Source organism: Pseudosulfitobacter sp. SM2401, from assembly GCF_042932805.1.
Taxonomy (GTDB): domain Bacteria; phylum Pseudomonadota; class Alphaproteobacteria; order Rhodobacterales; family Rhodobacteraceae; genus Ascidiaceihabitans.
This window is the reverse complement of record NZ_CP170633.1, coordinates 2,552,181-2,567,298: the sequence shown is the minus strand read 5'-3', so window position 1 is coordinate 2,567,298 and position 15,118 is coordinate 2,552,181. Positions and strand designations below refer to the sequence as shown.

Genomic DNA, 15,118 nt, shown 5'->3' with positions numbered 1-15,118 from the left:
TTGTCGTTTTCATGTCATTGACGCTATTTAGCGTCTTGTATTCTTAATGAGTGAGGGCGCAGACCGTTTTCGGCTGCGCCCGTTTATTTAGTAAGATGTGTTTGGCTTGCCCGGGTACCAATCAGTACCACACAGCGGAACTTTAGCCATGGCCGCAGCTTCCATTGTCAGGGCAACCAGATCTTCTGGTTCCAGATTGTGCAGGTGGTTTTTACCACAAGCCCGCGCGATCGTTTGCGCCTCTAGCGTCATCACCTTGAGATAGTTTTTCAAGCGGCGACCGCCTTCGATCGGGTCAAAGCGCTTCATCAACTCGGGGTCTTGGGTGGTGATGCCCGCAGGGTCGCGGCCTTCGTGCCAATCGTCGTAGGCACCAGACGTTGTGCCAAGCGCGTTGTATTCGGCCTCGTATTTCGGGTCGTTGTCGCCCAGTGCGATCAGAGCCGCGGTGCCGATTGCAACCGCATCAGCGCCCAGCGCCATTGCCTTGGCCACATCCGCGCCAGAGCGGATACCGCCCGACAGGATCAGTTGCACTTTGCGGTGCATACCAAGGTCTTGCAGCGCTTTAACAGCAGGGCGCACGATGGCCAAAGTCGGCTGACCAACGTGCTCGATGAACACGTCTTGGGTCGCTGCCGTGCCGCCTTGCATGCCGTCCAGAACAACGGCGTCGGCCCCTGCTTTGATCGCTAAGGTCGTGTCGTAGTAGGGGCGTGCGCCCGCGACTTTGACGTAAATTGGTACTTTCCAACCGGTAATTTCACGCAGTTCGAGGATTTTGATTTCCAGATCATCCGGTCCGGTCCAGTCAGGGTGACGACAGGCTGAACGTTGGTCGATGCCTTTGGGCAGGTTGCGCATGCCCGCCACACGATCCGAAATCTTTTGACCCAACAACATGCCGCCGCCGCCGGGTTTGGCCCCTTGGCCCACCACGATTTCGATCGCATCCGCCTTGCGCAGATCATCGGGGTTCATGCCGTAGCGGGATGGCAGATATTGATAGACCAGCTTGTCGGAATGACCGCGTTCTTCGGGGGTCATGCCGCCGTCACCGGTGGTGGTCGACGTGCCGGCCATGGATGCACCACGGCCCAATGCCTCTTTGGCGGGACCGGACAGGGCGCCAAACGACATGCCTGCGATGGTGATCGGGATATCCAGCTCAATCGGGTTGGAGGCGTGCAAGCCACCAATGGTCACGTTTGTTTCGCATTTCTCACGGTACCCTTCCAATGGGTAGCGCGAAATCGACGCCCCCATGAACAAGAGATCGTCAAAAGACGGCACCTTGCGTTTGGCCCCACCGCCGCGAATATCGTAAATCCCGGTGGCCGCGGCACGGCGAATGTCGCTGTTCACATCGGCGGTAAATGTTGCGGACTGCCGCGGAGTCGTGTGCGGGATACCTTTGTCGTCATGGCTGTTCATCATCAGTATCCTTAGTACGCGCCGGCATTGTCGACGTCGAAATTATAAAGCGTGCGGGCAGAGCCGTAGCGCGTGAACTCTTCGGGTTTGGCGTCAACGCCGGACTCTGCGATGATCTCTTTCAAGAACTCCAGATGTTCGGCGCGCATTTCCTTTTTCTCGCAATCGGCCCCTAGGGATTTGACGGAACCACGCACGAAAAACCGCGCCTCGTAGCAGCTGTCGCCTAACGCGTCGCCGGCGTCACCGCAGACCACCAAATTGCCTGATTGACCCATGAACGCAGACATGTGGCCGATGTTGCCTTGCACGACGATGTTGACACCTTTCATGGAAATGCCGCAGCGCGAGGATGCGTTGCCTTTGACCACGATCAGCCCGCCGTGGGCCGTGGCCCCCAGATATTGACTGGCGTCGCCTTCGATCACGATCTTGCCGGACATCATGTTTTCGCCGGTGCCGGGCCCTGCTGAGCCATGGACGTGGATCGTCGCCTGCTTGTTCATGCCGCCACAGTAGTAGCCGGTGGAGCCTTTGACGTTCACTTCGATCGGGGCGTCCAAACCCACGGCAATCGCATGGCTGCCTTTGGGGTTGTTGATTTCCCAGACCGTTTGATTGGTGTTTGCGGCCTGGTCATGCAGGACAGAATTGAGTGCGCGCAGACCCTGCGCTTCTAGATCGAAACTTTGCATCAGGCGGCTTTCTCTTGCGCTGTTGGGGCCGACGTGTGGCTCCAGAAATAGACGGTTGCGGGCTCTGGTTCCCAGACGCGGGCGTTGTCGATGCCGGGCAGGTTTACCAGCGCGCGATATTCGGATCCAAAGGCGACGAACTGATCGGTTTCGGCCATGACGGCGGGCTTGCAAGCGATCGGGTCACGCACGACGCCAAAGCCATCCTTGGTGCCAACCACGAAGGTAAAGAAGCCATCCAGATCGTCCAGCGAGCTTTCCAAAGCTTCGCCCAAAGTTGCACCTTCTTGCATTTTCCACGTGAGGTAAGCAGCCCCGACTTCGGTGTCGTTTTCAGTCTCGATGTGCACACCAAGACGGCGCAAGCTGCGGCGCAAAGAGTTGTGATTGGACAGCGATCCGTTGTGCACGAGGCACTGATCAAGACCGGTGTTGAACGGGTGGGCACCCATCGTGGTCACGGCTGATTCTGTTGCCATGCGTGTGTGTCCAATTCCGTGCGATCCGGACATTTTGCGCACATCAAAGCGTTCTGCCACATTTTTAGGCAGCCCGACTTCCTTGTAGATTTCGAGGGATTCGCCACGGCTCATCATGCGTAAATCAGGGTGATTTGCCTTAAGGTATGCTTGGGCCTCGGCCATCTGATCGGCCTGAATTTCAAGGCGGGCGTGGGTGTCTACGACGCTCATGTCGACCTTGCCCTTGATCGCTTTGCGCAGTGCATTATCCAGCTTGGCAAAGCCGCTTTCAGGGGTGTCAGATTGCAGGGTCAATTTGACCTTACCCTCTGTTTCGCCACCATAAATCGCGATGCCGGCACTGTCGGGGCCGCGGTCGGTCATCGTGACCAACATGTCCGTCAACATTTCACCAAGCTGAGGCTCAAGTGATTTGTCTTTTAGAAAAAGTCCGACGATCCCGCACATGGCACGCGCCCTCCTTGAAAGTGAATTCTTGTTCGACTCAAGTGCTAGCACCAAAAAATCTAACGCTCAACCACTAGGAAACTATTTTTCATCTAAGTTAAAAAAGACTAGCCAGATTGCCCGCATCATGGTTCCCTTCGGGCAGCACCACGAATTTGCATGCGATGGTGCACGAATACCAACAGCCGATGAGGGAAAAACCGTGGAAGAACAAATCGCAGAGCTGACGGCACAAGTCGCAGCACTTCAGGGAAGTGGCGGCACAACAAACCGCATGTTCGCTGAAACATTTTATTATCTAACAATTCCGTTGATGATCATCATTCACGCAGGTTTCTTGGCCTACGAGATGGGCGCGTCACGGATGAAAAACGTTCTGTCTTCGGGTGTGAAAAACATTTTGGCCTTCGCCTTTATGATCCCGACGTTCTACTTTTTCGGCTGGTGGATCTATTGGGGCTTTCCAACAGGTTTGACCCTATCCGAAGGTCCAGCCGGAATTTCCGGCGCAGCCTATGCAAGTGCGATCGCATGGGGCTGGGGCGACAGCGCGCAATACATGGGTCCAAACATCGCAGACAACGCGTCTGGCGTGTTCTTTGGTGCATTTGCACTGTTTGCAGCCACAACCGCATCCATCATGTCGGGTGCTGTGATCGAACGTATTCAAACTGTTGGTTTTGTCATTCTTGCTATCGTGCTTGGCTCATTCGCGTGGGTCGTTGCGGCGGCTTGGGGCTGGCACGCAGATGGCTGGTTGGTTACGAAATTCGGTGTCCATGACTTTGGTGCGGCGGGACTTGTCCACGCGGTTGCCGGTTTCTTTGCGCTGGGTGTTCTGATCAACCTTGGACCACGCATCGGCAAATTCAACGATGACGGTTCAGCCAACCATATCGCCGGTCACAACATGCCAATGACAGTTGTCGGCCTGATGCTGATCATCGTCGGTTTCTGGGGCTTCTTGATGGCTTGCGTCATTGTTCCGGGCGAAGCATGGAGCTGGTTTGGCGATAAATTCGCGACAATCTACGGCACGCCAATCACCTTGTCTGCCTTGTCGTTCAACATCCTGATGGCGATTGCTGGTGGCATCATCGGTGCGTGGATCATCACCAAAGACCCGTTCTGGATGATGTCTGGCGCCCTTGCTGGTATTATCTCGACGGCGTCCGGTCTGGACATCTATTTCCCGGGCCTTACGTTCATCATCGCGTTCTCAGCGGGTATCATCCTTGCACCTGCCGCCAATTGGCTTGAGCGACGCGGCATTGATGATGCGGTTGGTGCGGTCACGGTCCACGGCACAATCGGCCTTTACGGTGTGATTATGCTGGGTGTGTTCGCATCCGGATATCCAGCGCTGCAAGGCGAAGGGGCTCCGACGATCAACCTGATGGGTCAGATCATTGGTGCGGCGGTCTTCTTTGGCTTGGGTTTCGTGCCAGGTTACGTGGTGTCCTACATCCTCAAGATGTTCGGAATGCTGCGTGTGCCAGAAGGTGCGGAAATCGCTGGTATGGACACCGTCAAAGTGCCTGCACAGGGGTACCCCGAAGGCATCCCATCTTCACCAGCACCTGCTGAATAAACGAAACCGAAAAGGAGAGAACCATGGGTTTTCCATATGACACAGCAGACTGGTCCGTCGTAGATGGCGCAATGTTCATGGGCTGGGGCACAGCGATGCCCGGTCTGTACACCGCAATTGCAGCGATCATTTGCGTCGCCGTATTGGTGATCGGACACAGCTCTGAGGCGAAAAAAGCCAAACGCTTCGACAAGTAAGCTGACCAAGACTTTAGCAAGGGGCCGCCTATTGGGTGGCCCTTTCGCGTAAAATATTGCCTGACAGGAAAATAATTTGCATCTCATTCTTGCTTTTTACAAATGCCTGAGGCTGAATGATGCTTAACAAAGACTCAAAATAAACAGGGGAAGACACATGGCAATTCTATGGAGACATTCCGCATTGGCGCATCGCCACGCCGAAATCGGCGGAGCGTTAGAAGACTGGAACGGCATGGGCACGGCGTGGTTCTACGACGACACGCCCGAGCGCGCCAAGGCTGACTATGAGGCGATCCGCACCAAAGCCGGTTTGATGGATGTTTCAGGTCTGAAAAAATGCCACGTGATCGGGCCGGATGCGGCCTATGTCATTGACCGCGTCACAACCCGCAACGTCGAGAAAATCGCGCCGGGCCGGTCGACTTACGCGTCGATCCTGAACAGCGACGGCAAATTTATCGACGACTGCATCATCTATCATCTTGCGGTAAACTCGTGGTTGGTTGTGCATGGCACGGGCACCGGGATGGAGCAGTTGACCTCGGTTGCGGCCGCCAAGAACTGTTCGGTTCTGTTTGACGACGATCTGCACGACATGTCACTGCAAGGCCCCGTGTCCGTGGATCTGTTGGCCGAAGAAATTCCGGCGATCCGTGATCTGGCCTACTTTGGCATCATGCAAACGCGCCTGTACGGCCGTGACGTGATGATTTCGCGCACCGGCTACACGGGCGAGCGTGGCTATGAAATCTTCTGCCGCGGCAAGGATGCTGTGCACCTGTGGGACAACATTCTGGCGGCCGGCAAAGACCGTGGCGTGCGCCCTGTGCAGTTCTCGACGCTGGATATGCTGCGCATCGAAAGCTACCTGTTGTTCTATCCGGGCGATAATTCTGAAACCTTCCCGTTCGAGAACGACCTGTGCGGTGACACGATCTGGGAACTGGGGCTGGAATTCACAGTTTCACCGGGCAAAACCGGCTTTATCGGCGCGGAAAACCACTATGCGCTTGAGGGCAAAGAGAGGTTCAAAATCTACGGGGTGCAACTGTCTGACAGCATGGCGCAGATGGATATGGGCGCGCGGATTATGCACAACGGCAACGACGTGGGCGTCATCACCTATGGCCTGTCGTCAGACCTGAACGACTACAGCGTTGCGATTGCACGTCTGTCGCCCGAGGCTGCAAAAGCCGGCACCAAGCTCACGATCGTTCAACTGGACGGATCAGAGCTGGCGGCCACAGCCGAAGAAATGCCGTTCTACGACAAAGACAAAACGATCCGCACCGCAAAGGGCTGATCACACAAAGGGGCGCGCCGTCAGGTTTGCGCCTCTTTTGCACTCTACCGAGGATCACATGTCAAAATTCGAATTTCCGCCGTCTATCCGAAGCCGTCCTGTCTATGGCACGCTAGAAGTGCGTGCAGGCAAACATCACCTGATGATCGCGGACGCCGCAGGGGCCGAGGCGATCCTAGACGTTGCCACGCCTGATCTGATGGCGAAAACCCACATCATCTACATTCCGCGTGGGGCAGATTTCGCGGACAAACTGCGCGCGCTTAACCCCGCACAATTTTACGAAGGTCCGTCTTACGCCGCCTCCGTCAGCCGTATCCAGCGGGTTTTGCAAGACGCCTCGATGGGGCTGCAAGTCTATCTGACCGGCACCGAAGGTCTGATGGGGCAGGCCCAGAACGAAGCAATGCAAGCCGGCATTCCGCACACCGCAATCCAGACCGAACATCGCGGATCCATCGCGCGGCGCATGCAGTGTGTGCATTGCAAAGGCATCACCGAAGACGTGGAAACTGATCCGTTCGTGTGTAGCCATTGTGGGTTGAACCTGTTCGTGCGCGATCACTATTCGCGCCGTTTGGCCGCTTACCAAGCTGTCTGCATCGACGCCGAGGACCCCGGCAACGTGCCTGCACAAAAGGGGATTTACGCCAAGGAGACAGAGCAATGAGTGGCGCTGAGAAAATTGCAGTCCGCGTGACCGAAGTGACACCCTTGAATGATCTCGTGACGCGCTTTCGCTTTGAACCCGTCGATGGTGGTCTGTTGCCGACATTTTCCGGCGGTGCGCACACCGTTGTCGAAATGCAAGACGGGGCGATCACCCGCCTGAACCCGTACTCATTGATGTCCGACCCCTTTGATCAAAGCGCCTACACAATTTCAGTGCGTCGCGACGACGAGGGCCGTGGCGGTTCGCTATTCATGCATAAATCGGTTAGCGTTGGCGACGAGATGGTCATCTCGAACCCTGTGAACCTGTTTTCGCTGGATTTGCGGGCCAAAAAGCACCTGATGATTGCAGGCGGCATCGGCATCACGCCGTTCCTTGCGCAAATCAAACAACTGGACCGCGCGCATGGCAATTGGGAACTGCATTATGCGTGCCGCTCGCAAGCGCTGGGTAGCTATGTCGACTATCTGACTGATACCCACCCAAATGACGTAAGCGTCTACTACGACGATCAGGACCAAGCCATCGATCTGGAAAATCTACTGGATCGTCAGCCACTTGGCACGCACATCTATGTTTGTGGCCCCAAGGGAATGATCAACTGGGTGCGCGCAAAAGCTACCGATTTGGGCTGGCCCCGCGAAGCCATTCACTACGAAGAATTCCTCGCTCCGCAGCCCGGCAAACCGTTTGAAGTCAAGCTGGCAGTGTCTAACAAAGTGATCCAGGTCGGTGAACAAGAAAGCCTGTTAGAAGCCATCGAACGGGCAGGGGTCGACGCACCTTATCTGTGTCGCGGCGGCGCGTGTGGCATGTGTGAAACGCGGGTGATCGACTACACTGGCAACTTCATTCACCGCGATCATTGGCTTGAAGATAACGAACACGCATCGGGTGAAAAAATCATGCCATGTGTGTCCCGCTTTGAGGGCAAAACTTTAGTATTGGACCGTTAAAATGACACTGCAATTTAACGACGAAACGTTCCGCGACGACTATTCGTTTCACAACTCTGAACGGGCGATCAAACGGTTCCCGTTTCCCTTCGACAAAGACAGCTACATGTATGCGGTCAACATGGAACAGCATCGTGGTGGCCCGTCGGATTCCATCTACGAGATGCGGTTCGATGTGGACGAACATTACGTGAGCGAAATGCGTGACCGGGCGATGGTACTGGCGGATGACCCGCTGCGCTGTCAGTCGTTGCCGCACATGACGTTGGCCGGCTGGGATCTGCTGGAACTGATCATGGTGTCCAAGTCCGAGGACTATCCCGACCTGTTTCAGCTGCACCGCGATGGCGACAAATGGCATTGGATCAACAAGCCGTTGGGCATCGATGATCACTTTACATTCATGGATGAAACCACGCTGCCATACGGCCCGATGGAATATATCACACGGCAGACGCAGGGCGATTTTTGTGTTCTAGATCAACGGGATGATAACCTTTGGATGGATGCAGGTACGATCACAACACAGGCTGATTGGTCGTTGGATTTCGACATCGGTATGAACTTTTTCGAATGGCACGCGCCGGTTCCGCTGGCCCATGAAAAAGGCATCTTTGTACGCGCGCTCAAGTTCCTTTTGAACATCCAGCAAGGTGCGCCCGCGCGTCGCTTGAACTGGACGATGACGGTTAATCCGTTGCTGGATACAAGCCCTGAAAACTACCACAAATGGGGCATCCAAAAGACGTCACTGACGCCGGAAAACATCGGTGCCAAACAGCACCTGCGGGTCGAACTGCAAACGTTCTTTCGCCTGCCGCGCTCGAACGCTTTGGTGTTCCCGATCCGGTGTTATTTGTGTGCATTTCAGGACATTGTCAGCGTGCCAAAATGGGGGCGCCGATTGCACCGTGTGATACGCGATCTGCCCGAGGAATTGGCGACCTACAAGGGGTTCATCGACAACCGCCCGATGATGTTGGATTACCTGTCAAAATTTGATGACGGGCAGGACACATCCAACGGAATTTGGCCTGAACTTGACAGCGAACCGCCGCTAAAAACCTAGGCTCAATCGTTCATTAATCACTAGCTGTTATCGCTCCCTCACCACAATGAGGGGGCGATTTCTTTGACGGTCGAAATATTTCGAAGCGTATTTTCAGCGATCGACTCATTTGTGTATCGATGTCGCAATGATGCGGATTATACGATGGAGCACATGATCGGCGGCGTTAATGCGATCATGGGCTATGATCCCGAGGATATCATTGGCAACAAAGTGCATTCATTTGTTGGACTTACCCATGATGATGACAAAGAACGGGTATTTGCGACTGTTGATGCGGCGATAGAGCGGGGTGAACCCTGGGATATGGTCTATCGCATGAAACATGCCAACGGTGGCGTTGCATGGATACGCGAACGCGGAAGTGCGGTGTTTGAAAACGGCGAGTTGTCCCACCTTCAAGGCTTGGTTGTCAGCGCAGATGAAGAGGTTGCAGCGCAGGCAGATTTGGAAAAACTGTTGAATGAGACGCAAGCCGCAAACGGTGAAATTATTGATTTAACCAAGAAAATCACGGGATCCATTCGCCAACTAACAATGCTTGCAATCAACGCCCGTATCGAAGCTGCGCGGCTGGGCGATGACGGGCGTGGATTTACAATTGTTGCAGAAGAGATGAAGCGACTGGCGGACCAAAATGCGCAATGGGCCAGCATCATTTCCAAAAAAATGACCCAATCAAATGCGTCGACGTAGTGGCCTAGGTATTGGCGTTCTGCGGGTAGCTGATGATTGACAGATAGCGCGCAGGCAGTTTGACCAATTTTTCGGGGCCATGCGGTGCATCGGCATCAAAAAATAGGGTATCTCCCGGTTTTAGTGGGTAAACTGCATCCCCATGACGATAGTCAACTTCGCCTTCCAACATGTAAATCGTTTCAATTCCGCCATGCTGGAACGTTGGGAAAATGTCAGATTTGTCCGATAGCGTAATCAAATACGGTTCAACAATCACACCGGATGCATTGGCCCCGATGTGACCCAAAAGGTTGTATTGATGGTTTGCACGGGTGCCTTCGCGGTCAATCTCGACACCTTCGCGGGACTTGGTATGAACCGCTTGGCGGCTTTCTTCAAACTGGCGGAAAAAACTGGTTAACGGCACGCTTAGGGCATTGGCCAAAGTTTGCAGGGTTGTCAGCGACGGCGATGTGTTGCCATTTTCGATTTTGGACAACATGCCAATTGAAATACCGGTCCGCGCGGACAAATCCGCCACGGTTGTTTCTTGCTGGCGCCGAAAAGCGCGCACTTCGCGGCCAATTGCAACTTCGAGAACTTTTTCCCGATCACCTTCACGCGTGCTGTGTGGGTTCTGTGTCAGCATATTGGACATATCAGGGGCACCCTTTTCAATATTCATTTTCAGAGCTCTCCTACCCAGCTGCCAGTAGACAGACAATTCCAAATTCGCATAAACCTTATCCGAGTATAGATCAAAATTTTCCTCAGAGTGTAAAAAAGATGAACAAGAGTGAAAACATGAAGATCGGGTTTCTGATTTTCCCAGGCTTTCCGATGGCGTGCTTGACCTCGATGATTGAACCGTTGCGGGCCGCAAACGAGATCGCGGGTAAGACCAGTTTTACGTGGTCCTTGGTGTCCGAAACGGGCGCGCGCGTGACATCCAGCGCTCAAGTTATTTTTGAAGCCGACCATGCGCTCAATTCTGATCTGGATGTGGATGCGTTGTTTTTGCTCAGCAGCCCATTGGCGCAGCCCGATGATCCGCGGCGGGCGTATGGCGCCTTGCGGGCGATGGACCGGCACGGCGTCATTCTTGGTGGCGTCAGCGGCGGTGTATTTCCTTTGGCGCGCGCCGGCCTGATGCAAGGGCATCGCTGCTCGGTCCATTGGTGTTACGAGGCTGCTTTCCGCGCTGAGTTCCCTGAAATCGCCGCAATGGACGAGGTTATCGTGACGGATGGGCGGCGCTACACTGTGTCGGGGGCCGCCGCCGCTTTTGATCTGGCATTGCACCTGATCCAAGACGCTTTGGGTGCGGAAATCGCGCACGAAGTTGCGTGCTGGTTCCAGCATCCACTGGTGCGCGGCGAAGGGGTGCGCCAACGCATTCCGTTGCCAACGTCTGATCATCAAGGCTTGCCTACATTGGTCGTAAATGCCGTTGATTTGTTTGCGGCCCGATTGGAAACGCCAATTTCGGTGGCAGAAGTTGCAGAGACCCTCGGCGTCACGCCACGCCAAATCGAGCGGGCGTTCAAGAAAGCAACTGGACAAAATCCGACGCAATTTTACCGCGCGATGCGTATGAAAGCCGCGCGGCAGCTGGTGCATTATTCCAAGGACACAATGGCGCAGATCGCAACCTCTGTGGGCTACACAACGCAAACGCCGCTTTTGGCGCATTACAAAGCAGCGTTTGGGGTGACACCGCAAGAAGACCGCAAAGCGATCAACGCATTTCGGGTCAATCGCGACGTGCCTGTGCCGTCGCTTTAGGCGCCTAGCTTATGCGACCGTGTGCATCGCGGTGATGATCGCGTGGTGCAGTGACCCAGCCGAGGCGCGTGGACCATAAATACTGAACATTTTGGCTGCGCGGCGCAGTACAAAACATCCCAAGTGATGGACGCTGCTGCGGGTGCATGCACCGACATCCATTGCACGGCTGTTTGCGTTACACAGCAATTCCATCACCGCCAAAACCTCTGCGCCGGAGACATCAAAACGGGCCCACGCGTCAGTTTGCTCGACCACGGATGCATTGGTTTTGCACACAGATTTGACGCGTGCGGCGATGTCTTCATGGCTGTCAAACGGGGCCTCGAGCATCCATTGATCTGGACCAGCCCAGAACGCCAAAACGTCGCCCCCGTCAAAACGGCTGACATCTGGCGCATCGGCTTTGATGATCTTTTTGACCGCGGTGCGCGTTTGGCTTTCTTTGCCCAAACGCGCCGCAACCGAGGCCAACGCCACGTCCGGCACTTCGCTGCAGGTCACAGCGCCAATCGTTTCGACGCGGGCATTGGTGCCGCCCAAAGCGGTGATGGGGGTTAAATCATGCACGTTGGCGTCCTCCCTCAGGGTCCACAAAGTGGGCGGATACGATTTCTACATCGACGTTCAGATCGGTCACCGGCGACACAAGACGCATCTTTTCGCCCAACCTATCGCTGCCGTTTTTGACAAAGCCCAGCCCGATCATACTGCCCAAGCTAGGCGAGAACGCGGCTGATGTGACGTAGCCCTGATCGTGCTTTGCATCGACAGGCCCATCCGCGTTCATCAGGTGCCCACCGGCGGTGACTTTGTCGCCTGCATCCAGCGGTTTGATCCCGACAAGGTTCAGGGCATCGTCCTGGTTTAGCCCTTCGCGTTCGGACAGTTTTGACCCGATACTGTCTTTGGCTTTGGACACCATGCGCCCCATACCGAGGTTCAGCGCCGATGTCGTGCCGTTCAGCTCGTTGCCTGCCGCATGGCCTTTTTCGATGCGCATGACGCCCAACGCTTCGGTGCCGTAGGGAACCACGTTAAATTCTTCGCCCTCGGTCATCAATTTGCGCATCAACGCGTCGCCGTAGCGGGCAGGGACCGCAATTTCAAATGCCATTTCGCCCGAGAACGAAATACGGAACAGTCGTGCGCGCAAACCACCACAAACGGTGATGTTGGCGCAGGCCATGAACGGGAAGCCTTCGTTGGACAGGTCGAATTCCGGGTCCACGATCTTTTGCAGCAAGGCGCGCGAGTTGGGGCCGGCGACGGCGTATTGCGCCCAAGCTTCTGTGGTTGAAATCAACTGCACGTCCATGTCCGGGAACAGACATTGGCGCACAAATTCCATGTGTTGATACACTTTGGCCGCGTTGGCCGTGGTGGTGGTCACGACGAAATGGTCTTCCTCTAGTCGCGCCGCGGTGCCGTCGTCCATCGCAATGCCGTCTTCGCGCAGCATCAAGCCGTAGCGGACCTTGCCGACCGCCAATTTCGCAAATCCGTTGCAGTAGATTTTGTTCAGGAACTGGGCTGCGTCCGTGCCTTGAACGTCGATTTTGCCCAAGGTGGTGCAGTCGCACACACCAACTGAGGCACGCGTGGCGGCAACTTCGCGGTCCACAGATTGACGCCAATGCGTTTCGCCGGCAATCGGGAACCACTGCGCGCGCAACCAGTTGCCGACTTCGACAAACACAGCGCCACGTTCCTTGGCCCAGTAATGCGAGGGCGTCAGGCGGGTCGGATGGAAATCCATACCCTTGATGCGCCCCGCCATCGCGCCAATCGCGGTCGGCGTGTAGGGCGGGCGAAAGATCGTTGTGCCAACTTCGGGGATCGATTTGCCCGCCAGTTCAGCCATGATCGCAAGGCCACCCATGTTGGATGTTTTGCCCTGATCCGTTGCCATGCCCAGCGTCGTGTAGCGTTTCAGATGCTCGACCGAGCGAAAGCCTTCTTGGTGGCTAAGCTTCACGTCTTTGACGGTCACATCGTTTTGCTGGTCCAGCCAGGCGCGGCTGCATCCCTCAACATACCAGAACGGCGTTTGGGACACGGGCGCGTCTTCGGCTGATGGCGGTTTAGGTAAACGGCCTTTTAGGCCAAGTGCCGTTTTTGCAGCCTGCGCGCCAGTTTGCAGTGCGCCGTAACTGGACAGATTGCCTGTCGCCGCACCTGCAACCGTCATGCCGGGGGGCAGCGTGCTGCCGGGAACAAACGCCGCGAGGCTGTCATCCCACGTCGGGCGACCGCGTTGGTGACAGGTCATGTGCACGTTCGGATTCCAGCCGCCCGATACGCCCAGCGCACCACATTCGAGTGTACGCATAGAGCCGTCGGCCAATTTCACCTCGGCAAATGTCAGGCCCAAACGGCCTTTGCTATCAATGACTTGCGCGCCTTGCAGGACCTCGTAGTCAGGGCTGCGCGGTGCATCTGTGCGGGTGTCGACCACGGCGGCGATCTTGACACCAGCGGCATGCAAGTCGGCGGCGGTGCGATGCCCGTCATCATTATTTGTGAAAATCGCGACGCGCTGCGCCGGGGTGGCGGCCCAGCGATTGGCGTAGGACCGGATCGCGGAGGCCAACATGATGCCGGGGCGGTCGTTGTTTTCAAACGCGATCGGGCGTTCGGTGGCCCCCGCTGCTAAAATAGTTTTGGCAGCGTAAATGCGCCACAGAATTTGGCGTGGTTTGCCCGGTGCCGGTTCAGCCAAGTGGTCCGAAACCCGTTCTAAGGCGCCGTAAATGCCGTGATCAAACGCGCCGATCACCGTGGTGCGCGGCATCAAGCGTACGTTTGGCAACGCGGCCAACTCGGCAATGCTTGCCTGTACCCAAACATCGGCGGATGCGTCGTCGATGGCAAAAGTTTCGCTGTTAAAACGGCCACCCATCGCGAAATCTTCGTCCGCAAGGATGACCTCTGCGCCTGAACGCCCAGCCGTCAATGCGGCCATCAACCCGGAAGGGCCTGCGCCGATGATCAACAGATCGCAGTGGCGGAACCCTTTGTCGTATTCATCAGGGTCGGCCTGCATGGACAAGGACCCAAGCCCCGCAGCCTTGCGAATAATTGGCTCGTAGATTTTTTCCCAAAACGCGGCAGGCCACATGAAAGTTTTGTAGTAAAACCCCGCCGTCAGAAAATTCGAGAACCGGTCATTGATCGCCATCGCGTCGAATTTCAGCGACGGCCAGCGGTTTTGTGATTGCGCGGACAGACCCTCAAACAGTTCCGCAGTTGTGGCGCGGGTGTTGGGTTCCTGGCGCGCGCCGGTGCGCAGTTCGACCATCGCGTTTGGTTCTTCGGACCCAGCCGACAACGGCCCACGCGGGCGGTGATATTTGAACGACCGCCCCATCAGACGGACACCGTTGGCGAGCAGCGCAGAGGCCAGCGTGTCGCCGCCGTGCCCTTGGTAAGTTTTGCCATCAAAGGTGAAGTTCAGCGTTTGGGTGCGGTCAATCTGCCCACCCTTCAAACGGTTGATCTGGTTCATTTTGAACGCCCCTTGCTGCGGGCCACATCGCGGGCCATTTGAACGTCTGAAATTTCGTGCGTCAGGGTGTTGCGAGTGACGACCAACCACGATCTGTCGCCGGCCTCGTGAAACCACAGCTCGCGATGCTCGCCTGCGGGGTTGTCGCGCAAATACGCGTATTCGTAGAATTCACGGGCGGCAGTTTCGGCCTCGGGATCGGGTCGTTCGATCAAATTTGCGTCGCCCATGTAAACGAATTCAGCGCTGTCGCGTGGGCCAAGGAGGGGGTGATTGATAATCATGTTCTGGGTTCCC

15 protein-coding genes are annotated in these 15,118 nt (G+C 55.9%); 8 read left to right on the top strand and 7 right to left on the bottom strand.

The features are described from left to right. Window positions 1–87 precede the first annotated feature (87 nt). From ACFIO0_RS12745 to ACFIO0_RS12735, 3 genes are read right to left on the bottom strand one after another with little or no spacing between them, the layout of a single operon-like run. Window positions 88–1,434, bottom strand: coding sequence for a glutamate synthase-related protein (locus tag ACFIO0_RS12745; RefSeq protein ID WP_390910772.1), 1,347 nt, complete (start codon window positions 1,432–1,434; stop codon window positions 88–90). 11 nt (window positions 1,435–1,445) lie between these two features. After that, a complete protein-coding gene (locus tag ACFIO0_RS12740) occupies window positions 1,446–2,129 on the bottom strand; it encodes a protein GlxC (RefSeq protein ID WP_390910771.1) in 684 nt (227 codons plus the stop codon). After that, window positions 2,129–3,058, bottom strand: coding sequence for a glutamine amidotransferase family protein (locus ACFIO0_RS12735; protein ID WP_390910770.1), 930 nt, complete (start codon window positions 3,056–3,058; stop codon window positions 2,129–2,131). Before ACFIO0_RS12735 ends, ACFIO0_RS12740 begins: the two co-directional genes overlap by 1 nt. Window positions 3,059–3,260: 202 nt before the next feature. Between ACFIO0_RS12735 and ACFIO0_RS12730 the strand changes: the two genes are divergently transcribed. From ACFIO0_RS12730 to ACFIO0_RS12700, 7 genes are all read left to right on the top strand, one after another. Further along, window positions 3,261–4,649, top strand: coding sequence for an ammonium transporter (locus tag ACFIO0_RS12730; protein WP_390910769.1), 1,389 nt, complete (start codon window positions 3,261–3,263; stop codon window positions 4,647–4,649). Window positions 4,650–4,672: 23 nt separating this feature from the next. After that, entirely contained in the window at window positions 4,673–4,846 is a 174-nt protein-coding gene (locus ACFIO0_RS12725; protein WP_390910768.1) for a hypothetical protein, read from the top strand. A gap of 157 nt (window positions 4,847–5,003) precedes the next feature. Further along, complete coding sequence (locus ACFIO0_RS12720; protein ID WP_390910767.1) at window positions 5,004–6,152, top strand: glycine cleavage T C-terminal barrel domain-containing protein; 1,149 nt, start codon at window positions 5,004–5,006, stop codon at window positions 6,150–6,152. 58 nt (window positions 6,153–6,210) lie between these two features. After that, window positions 6,211–6,822: a dimethylamine monooxygenase subunit DmmA family protein gene (locus ACFIO0_RS12715; RefSeq protein ID WP_390910766.1), complete on the top strand. Its 612-nt coding sequence runs from the start codon at window positions 6,211–6,213 to the stop codon at window positions 6,820–6,822. Continuing rightward, window positions 6,819–7,781, top strand: coding sequence for a 2Fe-2S iron-sulfur cluster-binding protein (locus tag ACFIO0_RS12710; protein ID WP_390910765.1), 963 nt, complete (start codon window positions 6,819–6,821; stop codon window positions 7,779–7,781). The genes ACFIO0_RS12715 and ACFIO0_RS12710 overlap by 4 nt, the downstream gene beginning before the upstream one ends. 1 nt (window position 7,782) lies before the next feature. Further along, complete coding sequence (locus ACFIO0_RS12705; RefSeq protein ID WP_390910764.1) at window positions 7,783–8,850, top strand: heme-dependent oxidative N-demethylase subunit alpha family protein; 1,068 nt, start codon at window positions 7,783–7,785, stop codon at window positions 8,848–8,850. Window positions 8,851–8,961: 111 nt separating this feature from the next. Continuing rightward, entirely contained in the window at window positions 8,962–9,546 is a 585-nt protein-coding gene (locus tag ACFIO0_RS12700; protein ID WP_390910763.1) for a PAS domain-containing protein, read from the top strand. Window positions 9,547–9,550: 4 nt separating this feature from the next. On the opposite strand, the gene ACFIO0_RS12695 is transcribed toward ACFIO0_RS12700, so the two are convergent. Beyond that, on the bottom strand, window positions 9,551–10,213 hold the full coding sequence (locus ACFIO0_RS12695; RefSeq protein WP_390910762.1) for a helix-turn-helix domain-containing protein: 663 nt from the start codon (window positions 10,211–10,213) through the stop codon (window positions 9,551–9,553). A 101-nt stretch (window positions 10,214–10,314) separates the two neighbouring features. On the opposite strand from ACFIO0_RS12695, the gene ACFIO0_RS12690 reads away from it, so the two are divergent. After that, on the top strand, window positions 10,315–11,313 hold the full coding sequence (locus ACFIO0_RS12690; RefSeq protein WP_390910761.1) for a helix-turn-helix domain-containing protein: 999 nt from the start codon (window positions 10,315–10,317) through the stop codon (window positions 11,311–11,313). A 9-nt stretch (window positions 11,314–11,322) separates the two neighbouring features. Here ACFIO0_RS12690 and ACFIO0_RS12685 read toward each other — a convergent pair whose 3' ends face one another. From ACFIO0_RS12685 to ACFIO0_RS12675, 3 genes are read right to left on the bottom strand one after another with little or no spacing between them, the layout of a single operon-like run. Next, a complete protein-coding gene (locus ACFIO0_RS12685) occupies window positions 11,323–11,883 on the bottom strand; it encodes a sarcosine oxidase subunit gamma (protein WP_390910760.1) in 561 nt (186 codons plus the stop codon). After that, on the bottom strand, window positions 11,876–14,821 hold the full coding sequence (locus ACFIO0_RS12680) for a sarcosine oxidase subunit alpha family protein (RefSeq protein ID WP_390910759.1): 2,946 nt from the start codon (window positions 14,819–14,821) through the stop codon (window positions 11,876–11,878). Before ACFIO0_RS12680 ends, ACFIO0_RS12685 begins: the two co-directional genes overlap by 8 nt. After that, window positions 14,818–15,105 (bottom strand): sarcosine oxidase subunit delta, encoded by a 288-nt coding sequence (locus tag ACFIO0_RS12675; protein WP_390910758.1) that lies wholly within the window; start codon window positions 15,103–15,105, stop codon window positions 14,818–14,820. The genes ACFIO0_RS12680 and ACFIO0_RS12675 overlap by 4 nt, the downstream gene beginning before the upstream one ends. Between the last annotated feature and the right edge of the window lie 13 nt (window positions 15,106–15,118).

What these genes read in the sequence shown, in the direction of transcription:
- ACFIO0_RS12705 (WP_390910764.1), top strand. Translation starts at nt 7,783, where the DNA reads ATGACACTGCAATTTAACGACGAAACGTTCCGCGACGACTATTCGTTT.
- ACFIO0_RS12680 (WP_390910759.1), bottom strand. Translation starts at nt 14,821, where the DNA reads ATGAACCAGATCAACCGTTTGAAGGGTGGGCAGATTGACCGCACCCAA.
- ACFIO0_RS12745 (WP_390910772.1), bottom strand. Translation starts at nt 1,434, where the DNA reads ATGAACAGCCATGACGACAAAGGTATCCCGCACACGACTCCGCGGCAG.
- ACFIO0_RS12675 (WP_390910758.1), bottom strand. Translation starts at nt 15,105, where the DNA reads ATGATTATCAATCACCCCCTCCTTGGCCCACGCGACAGCGCTGAATTC.
- ACFIO0_RS12695 (WP_390910762.1), bottom strand. Translation starts at nt 10,213, where the DNA reads ATGAATATTGAAAAGGGTGCCCCTGATATGTCCAATATGCTGACACAG.
- ACFIO0_RS12710 (WP_390910765.1), top strand. Translation starts at nt 6,819, where the DNA reads ATGAGTGGCGCTGAGAAAATTGCAGTCCGCGTGACCGAAGTGACACCC.
- ACFIO0_RS12740 (WP_390910771.1), bottom strand. Translation starts at nt 2,129, where the DNA reads ATGCAAAGTTTCGATCTAGAAGCGCAGGGTCTGCGCGCACTCAATTCT.
- ACFIO0_RS12715 (WP_390910766.1), top strand. Translation starts at nt 6,211, where the DNA reads ATGTCAAAATTCGAATTTCCGCCGTCTATCCGAAGCCGTCCTGTCTAT.
- ACFIO0_RS12735 (WP_390910770.1), bottom strand. Translation starts at nt 3,058, where the DNA reads ATGTGCGGGATCGTCGGACTTTTTCTAAAAGACAAATCACTTGAGCCT.
- ACFIO0_RS12690 (WP_390910761.1), top strand. Translation starts at nt 10,315, where the DNA reads ATGAACAAGAGTGAAAACATGAAGATCGGGTTTCTGATTTTCCCAGGC.
- ACFIO0_RS12725 (WP_390910768.1), top strand. Translation starts at nt 4,673, where the DNA reads ATGGGTTTTCCATATGACACAGCAGACTGGTCCGTCGTAGATGGCGCA.
- ACFIO0_RS12720 (WP_390910767.1), top strand. Translation starts at nt 5,004, where the DNA reads ATGGCAATTCTATGGAGACATTCCGCATTGGCGCATCGCCACGCCGAA.